The organism is Parazoarcus sp. PS-13 R2A (assembly GCF_057621855.1).
Genome location: NZ_JBYEXN010000014.1, coordinates 102,618 through 123,691 on the forward strand (window position 1 = coordinate 102,618; position 21,074 = coordinate 123,691).

Here is a 21,074-nt window from a genome sequence, read left to right on the forward strand (position 1 = left end):
CGCCCCTGAATTTTTCGCGCGCGGTGTCCGGTTTTGATGTCACGGGTGGACCCGGCAGGCGCTGGCGGGCGACAATTACGGATTCCGTGCCCAAGTAAGAAGATCCTGCCATGACTAGCCGAAACCAAGCGCTCTTCGAGCGTGCCCAGCGCACCATCCCCGGTGGCGTCAACTCGCCCGTCCGTGCTTTCCGTTCGGTCGGCGGTACGCCGCGCTTCATCGATCGCGCTGAGGGTGCGCGGGTGTGGGATGCCGATGGCAAGTGCTACATCGACTACGTGGGTTCGTGGGGCCCGGCCATCACCGGTCATGCGCATCCGGCCATCATCGAAGCCGTGCGCGAGGCGGCGCTCAAGGGCCTGTCCTTCGGAGCACCGACCGAGAGCGAGGTCGAGATGGCCGAGCTGATCTGCGAGATGCTGCCATCCGTTGAAATGGTGCGCCTGGTCAGCTCCGGCACTGAAGCGACGATGAGCGCGATCCGGCTGGCACGCGGCTTCACCGGTCGTGACGCGATCATCAAGTTCGAGGGCTGCTACCACGGTCATGCCGACAGCCTGCTGGTGAAGGCCGGTTCCGGTCTGCTGACCTTCGGCAACCCGTCGTCGGGCGGCGTGCCGGAAGACTTCGCCAAGCACACCATCGTCCTCGACTTCAACGACCTCGAGCAGATCGAGGCCGTGTTCAAGGCCCGGGGCGATGAGATCGCCGCGATCATCGTCGAGCCGATGGCCGGCAACATGAACCTGATCAAGCCCAATCCCGGCTTCCTCGAAGGCCTGCGCCGCATCTGTACCGAGTACGGCACCGTGCTGATCTTCGACGAGGTGATGACCGGTTTCCGTGTCGGGCCGCAGGGTGTGCAGGGTCTGTTCGGCATCACGCCCGACCTCACGACGCTGGGCAAGGTGATCGGCGGCGGCATGCCGGTGGGCGCATTCGGCGGGCGTCGCGACATCATGGAGAAGATCGCACCGCTGGGCTCGGTCTATCAGGCCGGCACCCTCTCCGGCAGTCCGGTTGCAGTGGCTGCGGGCATGGTGTCGCTGCGCCTCACGCGCGAGGCGGGCTTCTACGACCGCCTGGGTGCCAGCACCACCGCACTGGTGTCGGGTCTGAGCGCCGCTGCGCGCGATGCAGGCGTCGTGTTCAGCGCCGACTCGGTGGGCGGCATGTTCGGGGTGTATTTCAGCGACGCCGTTCCCACCTCCTTCAAGGACGTGATGATGTCCGACACCGAAGCCTTCAACCGCTTCTTCCATGCGATGCTGGACGAGGGCCACTACTTCGCGCCGTCCGCGTTCGAGGCCGGATTCGTGTCCGCTGCGCATGGCGAGGCCGAAATCGCCGCAACGGTGGATGCGGCGCGACGCATCTTCGCGTCCTGGCGCTGACTTCCCACCCCGGGCGGATGGACAGCGCTCGGGGCGCTGCGTAGAATTCCGCCCGTCATTGGGGAGTAGCCTCCTTTCGCACGAAAGGGCCTGCGTCAACATGCTTGGTCGTCCGGCCATGGCGCAGGCGGTTTCCCAGCTTGGCAAGACCTTTGACCACCACCTTCGGACTTGGCCGGAAAGGTGAGTGGTCATTCGTCTTTTCCGGCCAGGAGACCGATTGTGGACGCATTCCTCGTATCAACCGGCATCGTCGCCCTCGCAGAAGTGGGCGACAAGACCCAGCTGCTCGCCTTCATTCTTGCAGCAAAATTCCGCAAGCCGTGGCCGATCATCGCCGGCATCCTGTTGGCCACGCTGGCGAATCACGGATTTGCCGGCGCCGTCGGCGCGTGGATCACGACCCTGATGGGGCCGGATACGCTGCGCTGGGTACTCGGCATTTCCTTCCTCGCGATGGCGGTGTGGACCCTGATTCCCGACAAGTTCGATGAGGAGGACGCCAAGCTCGCCCGCTTCGGCGCTTTCGGGACGACCCTGATTGCCTTCTTTCTCGCGGAGATGGGCGACAAGACGCAGATCGCAACGGTGGCGCTTGCAGCCCAGTATCAGAGCCTTGCGCTTGTGGTTGCTGGTACGACGGTCGGCATGATGATTGCCAACGTTCCCGCGGTGATTCTTGGCGGCAAGATCGCAGACCGCATGCCGGTGCGTCTGGTGCATGGCATTGCTGCCGCCATCTTCGCCATCCTCGGCATTGCCACCTTGCTGGGCGCAGCGTCCGCCTTCGGCCTGTAGCCGCCGGTTCTCAGAGCAGGAACAGCGTGGCCAGGCCGAGGAAGATGAAGAAGCCGCCCGAGTCGGTGAGCGCGGTGATCATCACCGAGCCGCCGATCGCCGGATCGCCACCGAGGCGCTGACGCAGCATCGGAATGGTGACGCCGGCGAAGGCTGCGAGCAGCAGGTTGAGCGTCATCGCCGCGGTCATCACCATGCCGAGCGAGGCGTTGTCGTACAGCCACCAGGTGAGCACACCGAGCAGGCCGCCCCACACCACGCCATTGAACAGGGCCACGCCGAGTTCCTTCTTGAGCAGGCGCTGCATCGCGCTTTGCTTGACCTGACCCATGGCGATGGCGCGCACGATCATGGTGATGGTCTGGTTGCCCGAGTTGCCGCCGATGCCGGCGACGATGGGCATCAGCGCGGCCAGCGCCACCAGGCGCTCGATCGAGCCCTCGAAGGCACCGATCACGCGCGAGGCGATGAAGGCAGTGACCAGGTTCACCGCCAGCCAGGCCCAGCGGTTCTTCACCGAATCCCAAACGGAAGCGAAGATGTCCTCTTCCTCGCGCAGACCGGCGTGGCTCAGGATCTCGGCTTCGGATTCCTCGCGGATGAAGTCCACCACGTCGGCCACGGTGACGCGGCCGATCACGCGCTTGTGACGATCCACCACCGGCGCGGAGACGAGGTCGTAACGTTCGAAGGCCTGTGCCGCGTCGTCGGCAGGATCGTCGGGTGAGAAGCTGATCACGGTCTCGTCGCGCATGACCTCCGAGACTTCCTTCTCGGGATCGTTGATCAGCAGCGACTCGAGCGACAGGATGCCCATCAGGTGATCGTCGCGGTCGATCACGAACAGCTTGTCGGTGTGGTCGGGGAGTTCCTCGAAGCGGCGCAGATAGCGCAGCACCACCTCGAGGGTGACGTTTTCGCGCACCGTCACCATGTCGAAGTCCATCAGCGCACCGACCGAATCCTCCGGGTAGGACATCGCTGCGCGCAGCTGCTCGCGGCCCTCGGTGTCGAGCGACTGATAGACGTCCTGGATGATCTCGGGCGGGAGGTCGTGCGCAAGGTCGGCAAGCTCGTCGGCATCCAGGGTTTCCGCAGCGGCCTTGAGCTCGTGCGGTTCCATGGTCTCGATCAGCGACTCGCGGACCGCGTCCGAGACTTCGAGCAGGATGTCGCCGTCGCGCTCGGCCTTGACCAGGTTCCAGACGTAGAGACGCTCTTCGAGCGGCAGCGCTTCGAGAATGTAGGCGACGTCGGCCGAGTGCAGGGTGTCGAGCTTGTTGCGCAGCGCAGCTTCGTGCTGCTTGTGCACCAGGTTCTCGACCAGCTCGTGGCGCGGCATGTCCTGACGGTGGACGAGGTCTTCCGCGACCTTCTGGCGCGCGAGCAGCGCCTGCACTTCGCGCAGGTGCTGCTGGACATCGTCGGGGTGCAGTTCCTGTTCCGTATTCATCGCGCGGCAGGTGGGGACGGATGGGTGAAACGCGGATTCTACGGACTTGGCGCCAGCCGTGCGACCCCGAATCCGTTACCGCATGAGAAATCGCCGAAGCACGCTTCGATGCGGCTTCTCAGGGAATCTGCGAATACCCCATGCGTGCCCGGATCCGCTCGGCATGCGCCGCGAGACGGGGGCCGAAGCTGCGCTCATATTTGCGCGGGTTGGGCAGCATGACCGCGAGGCGGGCACTCTCGGCTGGCCCAAGGCGACCGGCGGACAGGCCGAAATAGCGCTGTGCGGCGGCTTCTGCGCCAAACACACCGTCGCCCCACTCCACGACGTTCAGATAGACCTCGAGAATCCGACGCTTGCTCCACAAGGCCTCGATCATGACCGTGATCACGGCCTCCTGCGCCTTGCGCAGATAACTGCGCGATGGTGACAGGAATAGATTCTTCGCCAGCTGCTGGCTGATGGTCGAGCCGCCGGAGACAGCGCGCCCCTTGCGTTCGTTCTTTTCCAGCGCACGCTGGATGCCCACCCAGTCGAAGCCCTCATGGTCGACGAAGCGGTCGTCCTCTGCTGCCACCACCGCACGTTTCAGATGGGAGGAGATCTTCGCGTAAGGCACCCAGGTGTGGCGCAAGCTGGCCTTCGGGTTCGTCTCGCGCATCTCGGACAGGCGCAAACGCATGAAGCTCGTGCTGCCCGGGTCGAACTGACTCCACCACGCCACATGGGCGAAGAACCACAGCTGCCAGAGCAGCAGCAGTGCAATGATGGCAAGCAGGCCGCGACCGGCCCAGCGCAGGGGCTGCTTCATGCAGCAGCCAGTTCGCGGCGCAGTTCGGCCAGCACCGGCGCGGTGTGCGGGCGGACGCCGCGCCACAGGGCAAAGCTTTCCGCGGCCTGTTCGACCAGCATGCCGAGTCCGTCGGCGAGATGCTTCACGCCGGCTTCGCGCGCTGCGCGCAAATAGGCGGTTTCGCTGCTGCCATACATCATGTCGTAAGCCAGTGCGTCCGGCGCGTAGATTCCGGCAGGAAGTGGCGGGGCCTCGGCTGCAAGGCTTGCCGAGGTGGCGTTGATGACCACGTCGAACTGCTGCCCGGCCAGCCCGGCGAAGGTGCTTGCGTGAAGGGTGGTGCTGGCTGCGTACTGCCGGAAGGCGTCTGCCAGCGCGTGTGCCTTCGCTTCGGTGCGATTGGCCAGGGTCAGGCTTGCCGGCCCGGCCTGCAGCAGGGGCAGCAATGCGCCACGCGCGGCGCCCCCTGCGCCCAGCAGCAGCACACGCCGTCGCGCCAGCGGGCACTGCAGATTGGCGACGAGATCGCGCACCAGTCCGGCGCCGTCGGTGTTGTCACCGAGAATCCCGTCGGCGTCGAACATCAGCGTATTCACAGCGCCGGCCGTTGCGGCGCGATCGGTACGGCGGCTGGCCAGGGCGAAGGCCTCGAGCTTGAAGGGCACGGTGACGTTGAGCCCGCGCCCGCCCGCCTCGCGAAACTGCGTAACCGTGTCGACGAAGCCGTCCAGCGGCGCGAGCAGCGCTTCGTATTCGAGTTGCTGGCCGGTCTGGCGGGCGAAGGCAGCGTGAATCCGGGGCGATTTGCTGTGGGCGATCGGATGGCCGATGACGGCGTAGCGGTCCATGGTCGGGCTCGTTTGGCGGCAGTTAGCGTCAGTTGGCGCGCACCTGGTCCCTGTTGGTGAAGGTCCAGGTACGGGAGATTTCAAGGATGTCGGTGTCCTTGCGGATGTCCGGCGGAAACGGGGCATAAGGCGCGGCCATGTTGACGATGCGCACGGCGGCGTCGTCCAGGACCTTGTGGCCTGAGCTCCGGTGCACCTGCACCCGCTCGAGGCTGCCGTCGGCGCGGATCGTCACCGACAGCAGCAGGCTGCCGTAGAGTTTGCCGCGCGCAGCCTCCGGGTAGTTCAGGGTGCCGATGCGTTCGATCTTCAGCCGCCAGTCCTCGACGTACTGCGCGAAACGGTATTCGCGCGCCCGGGCGCCAATGATGCGCTTGCGCGGGCGCTGCGAGTATTCCTCCAGCGTGCGGTCGATCTGGGCCTCGACGCGGGCAATCGCCGCCGCGCTGTCGAGCAGGTCCAGTCCGCTGGCGACCTCAGGTGTCGTCGGGCTCTCGACCACCGGGCGCTCACTGGCGACGACTGCGGGCGCTTCCTTGCGGGTCAAGACCTTCTGCTCGGGGCGTACCTGCTCCTGCGGCTGGCGCCGTCTGGCCTCGACCAGCGCGCTGCCGTCCTTGCTCGCGTCCTGCGGCGGCAAGGGCGACTTTGGTCTCACCTTCTCCTCGCTGGTGCCACCGCCGTCCAGGTTGGCCTGTGCGAGCACCTGTGCTTCGGCGGGCGGCCTGGCATGACGGGCGTTGACCAGCACCACCTCCAGCCCGGCGTCCCGCACCGGCTTCGGGTCCGGCATGCGGATGCCGATGCTCAGCACCAGCCCGTGCAGCATGAGCGACACGGCAAAGCCGAGGGCCAGGATGGCATTGCTGCGATGCCTCGCAGCGGCCGCCATGGAGGCGATGTACAGGGAGGGGGGCTGGGCCATGGGTGCGCGGGCGCCGACTCAGTACTCGGCTTCTTCCTCTTGGTCCGGATCGGGCTCGGACAAGGTAGTGAGGTAGCGCGCGCTGACTTCGACGTCGACCAGATCGCTGCCTTCGATGATCAGGCGTACGCGTGAGCCCGGCAGCTGCGGCGGCAGCGAGGGCACCTTGAGGATCAGCGGGATCGCTTCGAGGCGAACGAGATTGTCGCGCATGACCTTGGCTTCGACCGCCTCCGGTTTTGCCTGGCGCAACCAGCGCAGGCACCAGTAGCGCTCCATGCGGCGCTGGAACTCGTTGTACTCCGCGTAGGTACCCTCGAAGTCGCGCAGGGTTGCCATCAGATCGGTGGATTTGGGGGCGAAGGGCGCCTCGGTGCCGGTCAGCACGGCAATGATCTGCCACTGGTTCACCATGTCGACGTAGCGGCGCAGCGGCGAGCTCGACCAGGCATAGCAATCGACCCCGAGGCCTTCATGCGGTGCGGCGACGGTGGTCATGCGCACCTTGCCGCCACCCTGGGCGCGGTACAGACCGGGCACGCCGGCTTCGTCGAGCAGTTTGCCCCAGGTGCTGTTGGCCAGGATCATCATTTCGGCGACCAGCTTGTCCATCGGCGAGCCACGCAGGCGCTGGCCAATGGTGATGTAGCCGGGGCCGTCTTCCGTCTGCTGCTGCCAGTCGACGTAGAAGTTGTTGTCGACCTGGTTGTTATGTGCGGAAGGCTTGCCGCGTCCGGCCTCGAGAATCGTCGCCAGGTCCCACAGCAGGGTCAGCTCGCGCTTCCACTGGAAGTCGGGGCCGCCATCGTGAATCGTGTCCTCGTTGAACACCGGTTCGATGTCGTGGTGACGCAGGTTGGCGACGATGGGCACGATCTCCACCCGGCTTTCGTGGGCGGTGATGGTGAGATCGGACCTGACATCCAGATAGAGCGAAATGGCCGGGCACTCGCGGCCAGCGGCCAGCGTGAAGGTCTCGACCACTTCATCGGGCAGCATGGTGATCTTGTTGCCCGGCATATAGACGGTGGACAGGCGCTGACGGGCGATGGCGTCGAGCTTCGAGCCGCGGCTGAAGCCCAGCGCCGGCGCGGCGATATGGATGCCCACGCGCCAGCCGCCCTCGAGCCTTGGCGTGACCGAAAAGGCGTCGTCGATCTCGGTGGTGGTGGCGTCGTCGATCGAGAACGCTGCGACGTCCGCACGCGGCAGCCCGGTGGGAACCGTCAGCGGGTCGATCTCGGGGAAATGCACACCGTCCGGGAACTGCTCGAACAGGAAGCGGTTGTAGTGATACTCGTAGCTTGAGGACAGCGCGCCGCACTTGAGCAGCAGGCGGGCGGCACTGAGGCCGGTGTCGACGCAGGCGGCCTCGAGCGCCTTGACCTCGCTGCGGTTGCGGTCGGGGCGGTAGAGGATCTGCGGCAGCATGCCCTCGAACTCGGCCGGCAGGCGGCCGTCGACCAGTTCGTCGCGCATCTTGTCGATGGCAAGCGCCTGCAGGCGCTTTTTCTCCATGCCGGCGAGTGCGGCCTGCAGGATCTCGGCCGGGGCCTTGCGAAACCGCCCCTTGCCCTTGCGATGAAACCAGATTGGCGCCGAATGCAGGCGCAGCAGCACCGCGGCGGACTCCACCGGGCTGGGTGTGTGACCATAGTATTCCGCAGCGAACTCTGCAAAGCCGAACTCGTCGTCACCGCATACTTCCCACAGGAATTCGGTGTCGAGTTCTTCGGCCGCGCTTTCGGCGCGGCTCAGCAGGTCCGCTGGCGCAGGCTCGCGAAAGTTGAGCAGGACATTCGCCCGCTTGATCTTGAGCCGCTTGCCATGGGTATTTTCCACCTGCAGCGAGGCATCGTTATCAGCGAGGATTGTTCCAGCCTTGAAAGCCCCGTCCTCTTCAAACAGCACAAACATCAGCGACCGCCAGCAATTGAGCAAGCCGCACAGTTTACTGGATTCGGCTCTCAGGCCCTAAACCTTCATTGCTTCCGGCGGCGGTCGCCGGTGTGGCGCAGCATGTCGACGGTGTAGATCGCGAGTGCAGCCCAGATCATCAGGAAACCGATGAGCTGTCCGTGGTCGAAGGGCTCGCGAAACAGCAGCACCGCAATCAGGAAGTTGAGGCTGGGGGCCAGGTACTGCAGGAAGCCGAGGGTGGCCAAAGGCAGGCGTCTGGCGCCGACCGCGAACAGCATCAGCGGGATCGCGGTGAACACCCCGGCCAGCGGCAGCAGCAGGTCGAGGTGCAGCGAGGTGCCAAAGCTGAGTTCGCCCTGGTTGCTGAGCCACAGCAGCCAGACCACGGCGATCGGCGCGGTCACCAGAGTCTCGATGAACAGCCCGCCGACGGCATCGACCGGCATGCGTTTTCGCAGCAGACCGTACAGCCCGAAGGTACCGGCGAGGAAAAGCGCGATCCAGGGCAGATCACCCACCTGCCAGATGCGCCAGCACACGCCGCCGGCAGCAATCGCGACCGCCAGTTTCTGCAAGGGACGCAGCTGCTCGCCCAGAAACAGGCGGCCAAGCAGAACGCTGACCAGCGGGTTGATGAAGTAGCCGAGGCTGGCCTCGATCAGTCGTCCGGCGTCGACCGACCACACGAACACCAGCCAGTTGCTGCCCGTGAGTGAGGCGGTGAGGGCGAGCATGGCGGTCAGACGCGGCTGACGCAGCACCATGGTGACCGTGCTGAAACGACTGGCGCCGGGCACGAAGGCGATCAGGACTGCGAGAAATACCAGCGACCACAGGACTCTGTGCGCAACGATCTCAAAGGGCTGGACCTCGCCCACCGCTCGAAAATACAGGGGCATCAGCCCCCAGATGGTGAAGGCGAGGAGGGCGGCAAGGGTGCCGCGCCGCAATTCGGCGGCGGCTTCGGCAGGTGGGGTGGTCATCGCAGGGTGGGGTCAGGGCTTGCGTGCTGCGGTCGCGATCAGTGCGCGTGCGGGAACGGTGCAGCCGGGACGACCGTCTGCACGCGGATGTTGCGCAAGGTCGGCCGCGACTTCGTTGCGCAGCGCCTGCTGGGTGGCTTCCGGCAGACGCGAGAGCGCCTCGGCTGCACCGCCGGCCAGATCGAGGAAGGCCTGCCAGTAGCTTTCGGCATCGTCGAAGCTGCAAGTGAAGTCGCAGGCGGTGATGCTGACCTCGGTGAAGCCCGCATCCTCTAGGATGGCCTGGAGGACGGCCGGGTCACCAAAGCGGAATACCGAAGGGCGTGCGACCTTGGGTTTCGGGAGCAGGCGCGCGATGCAGTCCTGGGCACGGCTGATCAGCGGCACGCTGTCGCGCTCGCCCCAGACCGACAGGGCCACCCGGCCGCCGGGTGCGAGCACACGATGCATCTCGGACAGCGCGCGTTCGGGGTGCGGAAACATGAACAGCGCCAGGCCGGCGAGGACGCGGTCGACGCTGGCATCTGCCAGGCACAGGTGCTCGGCGTCGGCTGCGGTGAAAAGCAGTTCGATGCCACTGCCTGAAATGCGCCGTGCACCCTCGGCCAGCATGCCTTCGGCGATATCGGTGGCGAGCACCATGCCGCCCGGGTGGACACGATGGGCTGCGTCCGACGCCAGCAGGCCGGGGCCGCTGGCGAGATCGAGCACGCGCTGCCCGGGGGCCAGCGCCGCCGCCCCGAGCAGGGCGTGCGCAAGCTCCGCGCGCAGATGGGCGCCGTCTGCATAACGGGCGGCGATGCGATTGAAGCCGGCGCGCTCCATGGCCTTGAAACGCCGGGTGTCGAAGCCGCCGCTCATGCCAGCCCCGCAAAGTGCAGGACGTCGTCCAGGTAATCGGTCCAGCGCGAGAAGCCGTGGTCACCGCCGGGCAGCACGGTCTGGCGTGCGCCGGCGTACTTGCTGACGGCGTGGCGGTAGTCGAGCACCTCGTCGCCGGTTTCAGCCAGCAGCCAGTAGCGTTCGGGGCGGGTGATGACGGGCACGTCGATCTCGCGCAGCTCGTCGATGTGCGCCTGAGTGAAGTCGAAGTGCTCGTCGGTGTACAGATTGCTCTGGCGGCCGATGTAGGCCTCGAGCGAGAGCGGGGCGATCACTGCCGGGTTGACCACGACCGCCCGCAGTCCGTGCCGCTCTGCCAGCCAGGTCGCGTAATAGCCGCCAAGCGAGCTGCCGACCACGGTTGGCGGGATGCCGCGCGAATCGCGCTGAGCCCTTGAAATCTGCGCTTCGATCAGCGCAATCGCTTCCCGCGCCGAGACCGGCAACTGTTCGCACCAGAAGGCATCGCCCAGGCCGCGTTCAGACATGTGGTGCCGGAGTGCCTGTGCCTTGATCGATGCCGGGGCAGAGCGAAAACCGTGCAGGTAGATGATCATCGTGGCGCTATGACGTTTACGGCAGGCCAGTTTAGCCTGCCGTCGGGGGCGCCGTTAAGAGGCGTTTCGATCAGGGCTCGCTCCAGGACACGAGATCGAGTTGCCAGGTGGCCAGCACGATCAGGCCGAAAACGATGCGATACCAGGCAAAGACAATGAAGGTGTGATTGGAGATGAAGCGGATGAAGCTCTTCACCGCCCACATCGCGGCCACGAAGGAGGCGATGGAGCCGACGGCGAACACGGGGACATCCTCGAGCCGCAGCAGGGACCAGTTCTTGTACAGGTCATAGACCGTGGCCGCGAACATGGTGGGGATGGCTAGGAAGAATGAGAACTCGGCCGCCGCCTTGCGCGACAGGCCGAAGATCAGGCCGCCCATGATGGTCGAGCCCGAACGCGAAGTGCCCGGAATCATGGCCAGCGCCTGGGCGAAGCCGACCTTGAGCGCATCGCCCCAGCTCATCGCATCCACGGTTTCGACGCGCGGATGGTAGGCCCGCTTCTCGACATAAAGAATGATGAAGCCGCCAACCACCAGCGCCGTGGCGACCGTCAGCGGGTTGAACAGCAGGCTCTTGATCGTGGAGTGGAACATCAGCCCGAGGACCGCTGCCGGCAGAAACGCGACAAACAGCATGCCGACGAAGCGCTGGGAGGCGGGTTCGGTCCTGAGGCCCGATGCCACCTTGATCAGGCGCTCGCGGTAATCCCAGCATACGGCCAGGATGGCAGCGAACTGGATGACGATCTTGAACACCTTACTGGTGTCGTCGGTGTAGCCGAGCAGGTCGCCGACGATGATCAGGTGCCCCGTCGAGGATACCGGCAGGAATTCGGTCAGGCCCTCAATGATGCCGAGGATGGCCGCGGTAAAGAGGAGCTGGATATCCATATGAAGTGGCTTCAGTCGAACGGGATGGGAGCCTGATTATAAGGGTTGAGTGTTGCAGTGCGGCAAAACTTCAGCGTGCGGTGGCCGAAGTCTGCCTTTCAAGCTGGGTCAGCCAGCGGATCGCGCTGTCGCGGTTGTCTCCACACATCTCGGGTTCGGGCGGAAGGCTGCCGCAAACGCGCGGCCTGTCGGGCGAGCCGAAGAGTTTGCAGCGATCGGCTGCGTCGAGCTGGACGCAGCGTATGCCGGCCGGCTTGCCCTGCGGCATGCCCGGAATCGGGCTGGAGATTGACGGTGCGATGCAGCAGGCGGCGCAGCCGGGGCGGCAGTCCATGTCAGTTCGACTGGACCAGTTCGTCCCACCACGCGATGACGCTGTCGAAGCTCGGTTCGAGCATGCTGCCGTCGCCGCCGGTGAAGGCTTCCCATTCGGGCAGGAAACGTTTGCCCACCGCCGTCAGCAAGGGGGTGCCCGAGACCACTGCGAACCCCATCTCATCGCGCAGGCCGTCGCCATTGGCCTCCTGCGCTCCGAACTTGTTGATCATGACCAGCTGTGCGCCCTGATCGACGGCGGCGCGCACTGCGACCGAGGCGTGGGCGAGCGCGGCGGGGTCGAGGCGGCAGGCTTCAGAGCCGCTGCCGAGCTCCTGCGACAGCGAAAAGCGTTCGCCATTGCGCAAATCCTCGAGCTCCATTGCGCAGGGATCGTTGATGGCGGTGGCGATGTCATGCTGGATGACGCCCCCGAGGCGGACGCCGCGCTCGGCCAGGGTTCTGGCGACGCGTACGAGCAGGGCTTCGATGTTGTCCTCGGGCGTATACAGGATGGCGGCAATCGGCAGGGCAGGCATGATCTTGGCGTCGGCGGAGGCGGAACCGGGATTGTCGCACTCGGCGGCGGGGTCGCACAGTACGGTTTGCATTCGTGCGCAGTTTCAGGGGGCGTGAACACCCCATTCCACGATCTGCCACTGCGCCGAACCCAGTTGCCACAAGGCGAGGCCGTCCTGGCTGCCGGCCAGGCCGAAGCTGTCGTGGTCGCAGACTTGCGTGGGCCAGCGCCAGCAGCGGGTCGCAAGGGTGGTGATGTCTGCAGCGGGCTCGAGGGGGCGGTCGGTATCGGCCAGCGGCGGGGTGGCGGCCGACAGCACGTCGTGCCAGCTGGCCCAGTGATGCGCCTCCAGCGCAGTGCGCAGATTGTCGGTCCAGCGCGCGTCCTCCGTGAGCGCAGGCGACTGGCCGAGGACATTGGCGAACAGCAGGCTGGCTCCGGGATACAGGCGGGCAAGCCAGCTCGGGCCTTCACGCCCCGACAGGCAGTCGAGCTCGCCGTGCTCGATGCGCAGACCGGAAAAACGCCGGCGCAGGATCAGGCGGGCAAGCGGGTCGGGTTCGAGCACGGTGATGTGGGCGAAGCGCTGGAGAAAGGTCTGGTCGAGGGCGTATCCGCCCGAGGGGCCGATGATGACGAGATGCGCAGTCGGTGCCTGCCAGGCGTTCAGCCAGTCCGCGACCTGGGCGATGAAAGGCGCCCACAGCGTGCGCCGGTGGCGCAGTGCGCGCAGGTGGTAGCCGAGGCCGCCCGAGTCATCGAACAGATGGCTTCGGAGCTTCGGGTATGCGTTGGCGGAGGTGTCCGGCATGGTGGAAGCGGCTGGCATCGGACGAGTATAGCGAGGCGCGGTAACGTCGGTGCTGTCACTCGGCCGTGGTGCTGGGATAATGCAGGCCATTCCGTCGCCGTCGGCTCGTTCCGCGGCGCCTGCGCATCAGACCGGACTGCACCGCGGGTACGTGCGCTTGCATCAAGCCATGTCGTGCAGCATCAAGAGCATAAATGAACAGACACACCAGTTCGCCTGCCGCTGCGGGCATGTCCGCTTTCGACGATTGCCTCAGCATCGACCGCCCCCGGCTGCGCCGCATGGCGCGCGATCTGCGGCGCGGAGACGATGAGCGCAAGAAGAAGCTGCAGGATGCGTTCGACGCCCTGCTGGCACGCTCGCGCACCGCGCTGGCTGCACGCCAGGCGGCGCTGCCCAGGCCGGAGTTTCCGCCGGAGCTTCCGGTGTCGGCGCGGCGCGACGAGATTGCCGAGGCCCTGACTGCGCATCAGGTCATCATCGTCTGTGGCGAAACGGGTTCGGGCAAGACCACTCAGCTGCCCAAGATCTGCATGACGCTGGGGCGCGGTGCGGCGGGTCTGATCGGTCACACCCAGCCGCGGCGACTGGCGGCGCGGGCCACGGCTTCGCGCATCGCGCAGGAGCTCAACAGTCCCCTCGGGCAGGCGGTGGGCTACAAGATTCGCTTCACCGACAAGCTCACCGCGTCCAGCCACATCAAGCTGATGACCGACGGCATTCTGCTGGCCGAAACCCAGACTGATCCGCTGCTCGCCGCCTATGACACACTGATCATCGACGAGGCGCACGAGCGCAGCCTGAACATCGACTTCCTGCTCGGCTATCTGCGCACGCTGTTGCCCAAACGGCCCGATCTCAAGGTGATCGTGACCTCGGCGACGCTCGATGCCGAGCGTTTTGCCCGCCACTTCGCCGACGCCACTGGAAAGCCGGCGCCGGTGATCGAGGTGTCGGGCCGCCTGTATCCGATCACCATGCATTACCGTCCGGTAGAAGAGGAAGATGCGAAGGAAGGGGCGAAGCCGGCGCCGCGCGCGGGCGAGCGCCCGCCGCCACGCAGGAACAAGGGGCGCGACCTGCTCGACGCGATCGTCGATGCGGTCGATGAGGCGCAGCGCAGCGGGCCGGGCGACGTACTGGTGTTTCTGCCCGGCGAGCGCGAGATCCGTGAAGCCGCCGAGGCCTTGCGCAAGGCGCAGCATCTGCCCGGCACCGAAATCCTGTCCCTGTTCGCGCGCCAGTCGGCGCAGGACCAGGCCAGGGTGTTCTCGCCGTCGAAGGGGCGCCGCGTGGTGCTGTCGACCAACGTCGCCGAGACCTCGCTGACCGTCCCCGGCATCCGCTATGTGGTCGATACTGGCCTGGCGCGGGTCAAGCGCTACTCGCCCCGTAACAAGGTCGAGCAGTTGCAGATCGAGAAGATCGCCCAGTCGGCGGCGCAGCAGCGTGCAGGGCGTTGCGGCCGGGTGATGGACGGCGTCTGCTTCCGGCTCTACGACGAGGACGACTTTGCCAAGCGTCAGGCGCACACCGATCCGGAGATCCTGCGCTCCTCGCTGGCGGGGGTGATCCTGCGCATGAAGTCGCTGCGCCTGGGTGCGGTGGAAGACTTTCCCTTCATCGATGCGCCCGGCTCGCGCCTCATCGGCGACGGCTATGCGCTGCTCGCCGAACTCGGCGCAGTGACCGATGACGACGAGCGCCGGCTTACCCCGAGCGGTGTCGAACTGGCCAAGCTGCCGCTCGACCCCCGCATCGGACGGATGATTCTGGCGGCGCGCGACCGTGGTTGCCTGGCCGAGCTGCTGGTGATCGCCGCTGCGCTGTCGGTGCAGGACCCGCGCGAGCGTCCGCAGGAAGGGCCGGGCGGTGCCGATCAGGCGCATGCGAAGTTCCGCGGCGGCGAGCAGGACCAGCGCTCGGAGTTTCTCTGGTATCTGCATCTGTGGAAGGCGTGGGACGAGGTCCAGCGCCATGAATCGGCGGGCAAGCAGAAGGCGTGGTGCAAGCAGCACTTCCTGTCGTGGATGCGGATGCGCGAGTGGCGCGACGTGTTCACCCAGCTGCACGCACTGTGTGCCGAGCACGGCTGGAAGGAGAACCAGCTCCCCGCCAACTACGAGACCATTCACAAGGCGCTGCTGGCAGGGCTGCTCGGCAACATCGGCTGCAAGGTCGAGGATGCATCAGGCCCCCAGGCCGGCAGCTATCTCGGCGCACGCGGCATCAAGTTCTGGCCGCATCCCGGTTCGGCGCTGGCGAAGAAGGCGGGCAAGTGGATCATGTGCGCCGAACAGGTCGAGACCTCGCGCCTGTTTGGACGCTGCATTGCCCGCATCGAGCCCGAATGGGTGGAAGAGGTGGGCGCACACCTGCTGCGCACGCAGATGTTCGAGCCGCACTGGTCGAAAACCTCGGGTGCGGTCCGTGCGTGGGAGCGTGGCACGCTGTACGGGCTGGTGCTCTACCCGCGGCGCGGCGTGAGCTACCGGGATACCGATCCCGCGCTGTGCCGCGAGTTGTTCATTCGCGAGGGGCTGGTGGCGGGCGAAATCGCCGATGGCGCTGCACGCAGCATGGGCTTTCTGTCGCACAACCAGCGTCTTGTGGCCGAGATCGAACGCCTGGAGCACAAGTCGCGGCGGCCGGACGTACTGGTCGACGAAACCCTGATCGAGGCTTTCTACGACAGCCTGATTCCGCCCGGGGTCGATGACCTCGCCAGCTTCGAGGCTTGGCGCAAGACGGCGGAGAAGACCGAGCCCAAACTGCTCTATCTGTCGCGCGACCAGCTCATGCGGCACGAGGCGGAAGGCATCACCACCGAGCGCTTTCCGACCCGATTCGAGGTTCTGGGGCAGAAGCTGACCCTGAGCTACCTCCACCAGCCCGGCGATGCCGACGACGGCGTAACGCTGACCGTGCCGCTGGCCATGCTCAACCAGATCCCGGCCAACCGCTGCGAATGGCTGGTGCCCGGCCTCCTCGAAGAGAAGATCACCGCGCTGCTCAGGACCGTGCCGCAAAAGCACCGCCATCGCCTGCAGCCGATGAACGAGAGTGCGGCCGCCTTCATGGCCGATTTCGACGCCGGCGCTTTCGATACCGATGAGCCGCTGTTGCGCATGCTGCAGCGCTTTGTCGAGGACCGGGTCCAGCTCAAACTGCCCCTTGAGAGTTTTCGTCTTGAGAACCTCAAGCCCCATTGCTTCATGAACCTGCGGGTGATCGACGAGCATGGGCGGGTAATGGGACAGTCACGCAATCTGTCCGAGTTGCGTGCGCGTTTCCGTGACCAGGTGGCGGCGCGCTTCAAGGCCGCAAAGATCGACGGCGCGCTTGCCGGTGCGCTTGAAGCAGCGGGCGCCGTGACTGCGCCCGCCGCAGACAGCGGGGGCGGGAAGTCTCGCCGCGAGAAGGGCGCGGCGTCGGCGCAGCATCCGGCAGAGCGCGGCTCATCCGCAAATAAGGGGGGCGAGGCGGCGAATGCGCCGACCGCCGGCTCCGCACTCGCCGGCGTGACGTCGTGGAGTTTTGGTGCCCTGCCCGAACTGCTCGAACTCAGGGTCGCGGGACGCGATGTAATCGGCTTTCCGGCCCTGCATGACGATGGCGACAGCGTGTCCTTGCGCCCCTACGACACCCCGGAAGAGGCCGCGCGAGTGCATCGGGCGGGCCTGACCCGGTTGTTCGCGCTGACGCTCAAGGATCAGGTACGCGCCATCGAGCGTCTGCCGGGCCTGCGTGAGCTGGCACTGCAGTACATGAACTTCGGTACCGAGGCCGAGCTGAAAGCGCGTCTGGTGGAGGCGACCCTGACGCGTTGCTGCCTGCTTGAGCCTTTGCCTGCGGATCAGGCAGGGTTCGAGCGGCGCTGCACGGAAGCCAAATCGCGGGTGACGCTGGTGGCGCAGGAGTTCATGCGACTTGCCGGACAGTTGCTGACGGAAAACGCTGCCCTGCAGAAACGTCTGCTTGGCATGAAGGCTTTTCCGGACGTGGTGGCAGACCTGCAGGCGCAGATTGCCGGCCTGCTGCCGAAAGACTTTCTCGTGGCCTGCCCGTGGGAGCACCTTGCGCAGTTCCCGCGCTATCTGAAGGCGGCATCGATCCGCCTCGATAAACTCCGTAACAATCCGGCGCGGGATGCGCAGTTGATGAACGACTGGAAAGCGCTCGCCCAGACCTGGGAGCGTGAGCTGATCGCAAAGCGTCGTGCCGGCGTGACCGACCCGCAGCTGGAGTCCTTCCGCTGGTTGCTGGAGGAATTGCGTGTCGGCCTTTTCGCGCAGGAGCTTAAGACGCCGATGCCGGTGTCAGTAAAGCGTCTGCAGAAGATATGGGACAGCCGGCCGCGCTGAAGCGCTGCAGCCGGCTGCAGGGCCTTACCGGAAGGGAATCACGATAGGCGGAATATTCACCCCGATCACGACCGCCGGTTCCCGGCTGTAGCTGCGCACGGGAGGTGCGTAGTAATACTCACGCACTTCGCGTTCGCGGTAATAGCGCGGGACTTCCCGAACAACCACGCGTTCGCGGATGACCGTCCGCCTGTCGGAGTGATCGTGCCGGTGGTAGCGCTGATAGTGCTTGTACGCCTTGCGCTCGCTCTTGGACCAGCCACGGTCATCGTCGTCGTGGGCATCGGCAGCACCGCCTGCCGCCATCAGTCCGGCACATAGCAGCGTGGCAAGCAGGCGTTTGGGTGTCGATTTCATGGTCTTGCCTCAGGTTTGTTGTCGTCGCTTCAGGGCTTGAGCCTGATGCGCCGATACTAGGTGAGGCCGCTTCGGGACGTGCGTTGAGAGTGTAAGCAGGCTTGACGGACCCTGCGTCGGGCGCTTGACATTTCGCGTCGACGGCCTTTGTTTTTTCAGCCGTTCTTGTTACTATTCCGCGCTTCACCTTGCTCCACCGGTTTCGCATGCCGGGGGGCTGACTTTCAACAACCGCAAGGAGTTTGCATGCGACACTACGAAATCGTATTCATCGTCCACCCGGACCAGTCCGAACAGGTCCCGGCGATGATCGATCGTTACAAGACGATCGTTACCGCCCGCACGGGTCAGATCCACCGCCTCGAAGACTGGGGCCGCCGTCAGCTGGCCTACCCGATCCAGAAGGTGCACAAGGCTCACTACGTACTCATGAACATCGAGTGCGACGGTGAAGCGCTGGCCGAACTCGAGCACGCCTTCAAGTTCAACGATGCAGTGCTGCGTCACCTGACCATCAAGACGAAGAAGGCTGTTACCACGCCGTCGCCGATGATGAAGGAAGAGAAGTCCCGCTCGCTGACCGCTCCGGCTGCTGCCGAAGAAGCCAAGCCTGCAGAAGCCTCCGAGTCCGCTTCGGCCTGAGGTGGCTGAGGCGGGGTTGAACGAGCTGCGCCTGACGGCGCGCATCGCCGAACTCCTTCCCCTGCGGCGAACGCCAGCAGGTGTGCCGGTAGCGGGGTGTGTGCTGACCCACGAATCGAGGCAGCGTGAATCCGGACTGGATCGCGACGTTTCGGTGGAATTGCAGGCAGTGGCCGTTGGTGATCTCGCCAGTGTTCTGGCGAATGCCGGCCCCGGAGTGAACGTGACAGTGACGGGCTTTCTGGCAGCGAAGAGTCTTCGCAGCCGTGCTCCGGTACTGCATCTGAACAAGATCGAATTTGTAGAAGGAAACTGAAATGGCTTTCAAGCCCAAGTCCAAGTTCAAGAAGAAGGACGATCGCGGTAATCGTGGTCTGTTCAAGCGTCGCAAGTTCTGCCGCTTCACCGCGGAGAAGATCGAAGAAGTCGACTACAAGGATGTGGACATCCTTAAGGACTTCATCACCGAAAACGCCAAGATCATGCCGGCACGCATCACCGGCACCAAGGCCGGTTACCAGCGTCAGCTGTCGGTTGCCGTGAAGCGCGCGCGCTTCCTGGCGCTGATGCCTTACACCGACCTGCACCAGTAAGAGAGGACAGAGATCATGCAAATCATTCTTCTCGAAAAAGTGGGCAAGCTCGGCGGTCTGGGCGATGTGGTCAAGGTCAAGGACGGCTACGCACGCAACTACCTGATCCCCCAGGGTCTGGCCAAGCGCGCTACGACGAACAACATGGCCGAGTTCGAAGCGCGTCGCGCTGAACTCGAGCGTCTGCAAGCCGAAAAGCTGGAAGCCGCTCAGGCTCTCGGCGCCAAGCTCGACGGTCTGATGGTTCAGATCACCCGCAAGGCCGGTATGGACGGTCGCCTGTTCGGTTCCGTCAGCAACATCGACGTGGCTGAGGCAGTTGCTGCTCAGGGCTTCGAAATCGATCGTTCCGCGATCCGCATGCCGCAGGGTCACCTGAAGCAGATCGGTGACACCCAGCTCGACGTTGCACTGCACGCCGACGTGACGGTCTCCATTACCGTTTCGGTGCTGGGCGAGCATTAATCGCAGCAGTTTGCGATCCCGAAGGGGCTGCCTAGGCAGCCCCTTTGTTTTTAGAATGCCCTATTTACGCAAATCGACTTCGGTCAGGCTCCCCATGGCGACTTCCCGCAGGTTCCCCGACGACGCACTGGACCCGCAGATGGCGGCGATCAAGCTGCCGCCTCATTCTCTTGAGGCAGAGCAATCGCTCATCGGCGGCATTTTGCTCGACAACTCCTCCTGGGAGCGGGTAGCCGACCTCGTTAACGAGGCCGACTTCTATCGCGACGACCATCGCCGTATCTATCGGCACATCTCCAAGCTGATCGATTTCGGAAAGCCCGCGGACGTGGTGACCGTATTCGAGTCGCTGGAAAAGAACGGCGAGGCCGAGCAATCCGGTGGCCTGTCCTACCTGGCCGAAATCGCGAACAACACCCCTTCGGCGGCAAACATCCGGCGCTACGCGGAGATCGTTCGCGAGCGGGCCATCCTGCGCAAGCTGGTGGCCGTGGGCGACAACATTGCCGCGAGTGCGCTCAGCCCCTCGGGCAAGGACGCCAAGATGCTGCTGGACGAGGCTGAGGCGCGGGTGTTCGAGATCGCAGAAGCCGGCGCCCGCAATACCACCGGTTTTCAGGTCATCCAGCCGATTCTGAAACAGGTTGTGGATCGGGTGCAGGAACTCTACGACCGCGACAGCTCCTCCGAGGTCACCGGCGTGCCCTCGGGCTTTGCCGATCTCGATGCCAAGACGTCGGGCCTGCAGCCCTCGGACATGCTGATCGTGGCCGGACGTCCGGCAATGGGCAAGACCACCTTCGCGCTGAACGTCGCCGAGCACGTGGCCGTCGAGCAGCGCCTGCCCGTCGCCATCTTCTCGATGGAAATGCCGGGTACGCAGCTGGCAACCCGCTTCATTGCGTCTGTCGGTCGCATCGACATGCAGAAGATTCGTAGCGGACGCCTGACCGACGACGACTGGCAGCGCCTGACCGTGGCGATGGGCAAGCTCTACGACGCGCCCCTCTATATAGACGAGACACCTGGCCTCAACCCGATCGACCTGCGTGCAAGAGCCCGGCGCCTGGCGCGGCAGTGCGGCCGTCTGGGGCTGATCGTGATCGACTACCTGCAGCTGATGAGCGGTACGCGCGACAGCGACAACCGAGCCTCCGAGCTCTCCGAGATTTCACGCTCGGTCAAGTCGCTGGCGAAAGAGCTGCATGTACCGATCATCGCGTTGTCGCAGCTCAACCGAAGCCTGGAGCAGCGCCCCAACAAGCGCCCCGTGATGTCTGACTTGCGCGAGTCAGGTGCAATCGAGCAGGATGCGGACATCATCATGTTTATTTATCGAGATGAGGTCTATAACCCTGATTCTCCAGACAAAGGTACGGCAGAGCTGATTATCGGCAAACACCGTAACGGCCCGACCGGTACCGTACGAATGACCTTCTTTGGTGAATATACGCGCTTCGAAAACTTCGCCGGTGGCGGCGGGTTTGTACCTCCAGATGAATGATTTTGATCTTTTAGCGATTTATTTTCATTTTCTTCTTGCATTAGTTCATGGGGTA

The 21,074-nt window shown here is 64.8% G+C and carries 21 protein-coding genes and 1 riboswitch; of the genes, 8 read left to right on the top strand and 13 right to left on the bottom strand.

The annotated features are described in order from the left end of the window. Positions 1-110: 110 nt before the first annotated feature. Both hemL and AC22G6_RS14170 read left to right on the top strand, forming a co-directional pair. The gene (hemL, locus tag AC22G6_RS14165; protein WP_487367295.1) at positions 111-1,394 is read left to right on the top strand and encodes a glutamate-1-semialdehyde 2,1-aminomutase; all 1,284 of its coding nucleotides are present in this window, start codon (positions 111-113) and stop codon (positions 1,392-1,394) included. Between the two features lie 48 nt (positions 1,395-1,442). Then, positions 1,443-1,612: riboswitch (yybP-ykoY riboswitch) on the top strand. A 4-nt stretch (positions 1,613-1,616) separates the two neighbouring features. After that, the gene (locus AC22G6_RS14170; protein ID WP_487367296.1) at positions 1,617-2,192 is read left to right on the top strand and encodes a TMEM165/GDT1 family protein; all 576 of its coding nucleotides are present in this window, start codon (positions 1,617-1,619) and stop codon (positions 2,190-2,192) included. 10 nt (positions 2,193-2,202) lie between these two features. On the opposite strand, the gene mgtE is transcribed toward AC22G6_RS14170, so the two are convergent. From mgtE to AC22G6_RS14230, 12 genes are all read right to left on the bottom strand, one after another. Continuing rightward, positions 2,203-3,645: a magnesium transporter gene (gene mgtE, locus AC22G6_RS14175; RefSeq protein WP_487367297.1), complete on the bottom strand. Its 1,443-nt coding sequence runs from the start codon at positions 3,643-3,645 to the stop codon at positions 2,203-2,205. Between the two features lie 118 nt (positions 3,646-3,763). After that, the gene (gene mtgA, locus AC22G6_RS14180; RefSeq protein WP_487367298.1) at positions 3,764-4,456 is read right to left on the bottom strand and encodes a monofunctional biosynthetic peptidoglycan transglycosylase; all 693 of its coding nucleotides are present in this window, start codon (positions 4,454-4,456) and stop codon (positions 3,764-3,766) included. After that, positions 4,453-5,286, bottom strand: a complete 834-nt coding sequence (gene aroE / locus AC22G6_RS14185) for a shikimate dehydrogenase (protein ID WP_487367299.1) — start codon at positions 5,284-5,286, stop codon at positions 4,453-4,455. The genes mtgA and aroE overlap by 4 nt, the downstream gene beginning before the upstream one ends. Positions 5,287-5,314: 28 nt before the next feature. After that, a complete protein-coding gene (locus AC22G6_RS14190) occupies positions 5,315-6,211 on the bottom strand; it encodes an energy transducer TonB (protein ID WP_487367300.1) in 897 nt (298 codons plus the stop codon). 18 nt (positions 6,212-6,229) lie between these two features. Further along, entirely contained in the window at positions 6,230-8,128 is a 1,899-nt protein-coding gene (locus AC22G6_RS14195) for a ribonuclease catalytic domain-containing protein (protein WP_487367301.1), read from the bottom strand. Positions 8,129-8,193: 65 nt separating this feature from the next. Continuing rightward, on the bottom strand, positions 8,194-9,114 hold the full coding sequence (rarD, locus tag AC22G6_RS14200) for an EamA family transporter RarD (protein WP_487367302.1): 921 nt from the start codon (positions 9,112-9,114) through the stop codon (positions 8,194-8,196). Between the two features lie 12 nt (positions 9,115-9,126). Beyond that, a complete protein-coding gene (locus AC22G6_RS14205; RefSeq protein ID WP_487367303.1) occupies positions 9,127-9,975 on the bottom strand; it encodes a class I SAM-dependent methyltransferase in 849 nt (282 codons plus the stop codon). Beyond that, on the bottom strand, positions 9,972-10,553 hold the full coding sequence (locus AC22G6_RS14210; RefSeq protein WP_487367304.1) for a YqiA/YcfP family alpha/beta fold hydrolase: 582 nt from the start codon (positions 10,551-10,553) through the stop codon (positions 9,972-9,974). Before AC22G6_RS14210 ends, AC22G6_RS14205 begins: the two co-directional genes overlap by 4 nt. A 70-nt stretch (positions 10,554-10,623) precedes the next feature. Then, positions 10,624-11,448, bottom strand: a complete 825-nt coding sequence (locus AC22G6_RS14215; RefSeq protein ID WP_487367305.1) for an undecaprenyl-diphosphate phosphatase — start codon at positions 11,446-11,448, stop codon at positions 10,624-10,626. A 70-nt stretch (positions 11,449-11,518) separates the two neighbouring features. Then, the gene (locus tag AC22G6_RS14220) at positions 11,519-11,782 is read right to left on the bottom strand and encodes a YkgJ family cysteine cluster protein (RefSeq protein ID WP_487367306.1); all 264 of its coding nucleotides are present in this window, start codon (positions 11,780-11,782) and stop codon (positions 11,519-11,521) included. A 1-nt stretch (position 11,783) separates the two neighbouring features. After that, positions 11,784-12,302, bottom strand: coding sequence for a DUF2478 domain-containing protein (locus tag AC22G6_RS14225; RefSeq protein ID WP_487367311.1), 519 nt, complete (start codon positions 12,300-12,302; stop codon positions 11,784-11,786). Between the two features lie 84 nt (positions 12,303-12,386). Beyond that, positions 12,387-13,094, bottom strand: coding sequence for a hypothetical protein (locus tag AC22G6_RS14230; RefSeq protein WP_487367307.1), 708 nt, complete (start codon positions 13,092-13,094; stop codon positions 12,387-12,389). A gap of 281 nt (positions 13,095-13,375) precedes the next feature. Here AC22G6_RS14230 and hrpA point away from each other — a divergent pair, with 281 nt between their 5' ends. Then, entirely contained in the window at positions 13,376-17,458 is a 4,083-nt protein-coding gene (gene hrpA / locus AC22G6_RS14235; RefSeq protein ID WP_487367312.1) for an ATP-dependent RNA helicase HrpA, read from the top strand. Positions 17,459-17,482: 24 nt separating this feature from the next. On the opposite strand, the gene AC22G6_RS14240 is transcribed toward hrpA, so the two are convergent. Beyond that, positions 17,483-17,815 carry a hypothetical protein gene (locus AC22G6_RS14240; RefSeq protein ID WP_108949756.1) on the bottom strand — a complete coding sequence of 111 codons (333 nt, stop codon included), beginning with the start codon at positions 17,813-17,815 and terminating at the stop codon, positions 17,483-17,485. 246 nt (positions 17,816-18,061) lie between these two features. On the opposite strand from AC22G6_RS14240, the gene rpsF reads away from it, so the two are divergent. From rpsF to dnaB, 5 genes are all read left to right on the top strand, one after another. Next, positions 18,062-18,457 (top strand): 30S ribosomal protein S6, encoded by a 396-nt coding sequence (gene rpsF / locus AC22G6_RS14245; RefSeq protein ID WP_108949755.1) that lies wholly within the window; start codon positions 18,062-18,064, stop codon positions 18,455-18,457. Between the two features lies 1 nt (position 18,458). Beyond that, entirely contained in the window at positions 18,459-18,773 is a 315-nt protein-coding gene (priB, locus tag AC22G6_RS14250) for a primosomal replication protein N (protein WP_108949754.1), read from the top strand. 1 nt (position 18,774) lies between these two features. Continuing rightward, positions 18,775-19,050 carry a 30S ribosomal protein S18 gene (rpsR, locus tag AC22G6_RS14255; RefSeq protein WP_108949753.1) on the top strand — a complete coding sequence of 92 codons (276 nt, stop codon included), beginning with the start codon at positions 18,775-18,777 and terminating at the stop codon, positions 19,048-19,050. 15 nt (positions 19,051-19,065) lie between these two features. Further along, complete coding sequence (gene rplI, locus AC22G6_RS14260) at positions 19,066-19,515, top strand: 50S ribosomal protein L9 (protein ID WP_108949752.1); 450 nt, start codon at positions 19,066-19,068, stop codon at positions 19,513-19,515. A gap of 94 nt (positions 19,516-19,609) precedes the next feature. After that, complete coding sequence (dnaB, locus tag AC22G6_RS14265; RefSeq protein WP_487367308.1) at positions 19,610-21,019, top strand: replicative DNA helicase; 1,410 nt, start codon at positions 19,610-19,612, stop codon at positions 21,017-21,019. Positions 21,020-21,074: the final 55 nt, after the last annotated feature.

Bases quoted from the DNA above. Each gene is read 5' to 3' on its own strand.
- mtgA (WP_487367298.1), bottom strand. From the start codon at position 4,456: ATGAAGCAGCCCCTGCGCTGGGCCGGTCGCGGCCTGCTTGCCATCATT.
- AC22G6_RS14225 (WP_487367311.1), bottom strand. From the start codon at position 12,302: ATGCCTGCCCTGCCGATTGCCGCCATCCTGTATACGCCCGAGGACAAC.
- rpsR (WP_108949753.1), top strand. From the start codon at position 18,775: ATGGCTTTCAAGCCCAAGTCCAAGTTCAAGAAGAAGGACGATCGCGGT.
- AC22G6_RS14240 (WP_108949756.1), bottom strand. From the start codon at position 17,815: ATGAAATCGACACCCAAACGCCTGCTTGCCACGCTGCTATGTGCCGGA.
- rarD (WP_487367302.1), bottom strand. From the start codon at position 9,114: ATGACCACCCCACCTGCCGAAGCCGCCGCCGAATTGCGGCGCGGCACC.
- AC22G6_RS14205 (WP_487367303.1), bottom strand. From the start codon at position 9,975: ATGAGCGGCGGCTTCGACACCCGGCGTTTCAAGGCCATGGAGCGCGCC.
- hemL (WP_487367295.1), top strand. From the start codon at position 111: ATGACTAGCCGAAACCAAGCGCTCTTCGAGCGTGCCCAGCGCACCATC.
- AC22G6_RS14210 (WP_487367304.1), bottom strand. From the start codon at position 10,553: ATGATCATCTACCTGCACGGTTTTCGCTCTGCCCCGGCATCGATCAAG.
- aroE (WP_487367299.1), bottom strand. From the start codon at position 5,286: ATGGACCGCTACGCCGTCATCGGCCATCCGATCGCCCACAGCAAATCG.
- AC22G6_RS14230 (WP_487367307.1), bottom strand. From the start codon at position 13,094: ATGCCGGACACCTCCGCCAACGCATACCCGAAGCTCCGAAGCCATCTG.
- AC22G6_RS14220 (WP_487367306.1), bottom strand. From the start codon at position 11,782: ATGGACTGCCGCCCCGGCTGCGCCGCCTGCTGCATCGCACCGTCAATC.
- mgtE (WP_487367297.1), bottom strand. From the start codon at position 3,645: ATGAATACGGAACAGGAACTGCACCCCGACGATGTCCAGCAGCACCTG.
- AC22G6_RS14215 (WP_487367305.1), bottom strand. From the start codon at position 11,448: ATGGATATCCAGCTCCTCTTTACCGCGGCCATCCTCGGCATCATTGAG.
- dnaB (WP_487367308.1), top strand. From the start codon at position 19,610: ATGGCGACTTCCCGCAGGTTCCCCGACGACGCACTGGACCCGCAGATG.
- AC22G6_RS14195 (WP_487367301.1), bottom strand. From the start codon at position 8,128: ATGTTTGTGCTGTTTGAAGAGGACGGGGCTTTCAAGGCTGGAACAATC.
- AC22G6_RS14190 (WP_487367300.1), bottom strand. From the start codon at position 6,211: ATGGCCCAGCCCCCCTCCCTGTACATCGCCTCCATGGCGGCCGCTGCG.
- rpsF (WP_108949755.1), top strand. From the start codon at position 18,062: ATGCGACACTACGAAATCGTATTCATCGTCCACCCGGACCAGTCCGAA.
- hrpA (WP_487367312.1), top strand. From the start codon at position 13,376: ATGGCGCGCGATCTGCGGCGCGGAGACGATGAGCGCAAGAAGAAGCTG.
- rplI (WP_108949752.1), top strand. From the start codon at position 19,066: ATGCAAATCATTCTTCTCGAAAAAGTGGGCAAGCTCGGCGGTCTGGGC.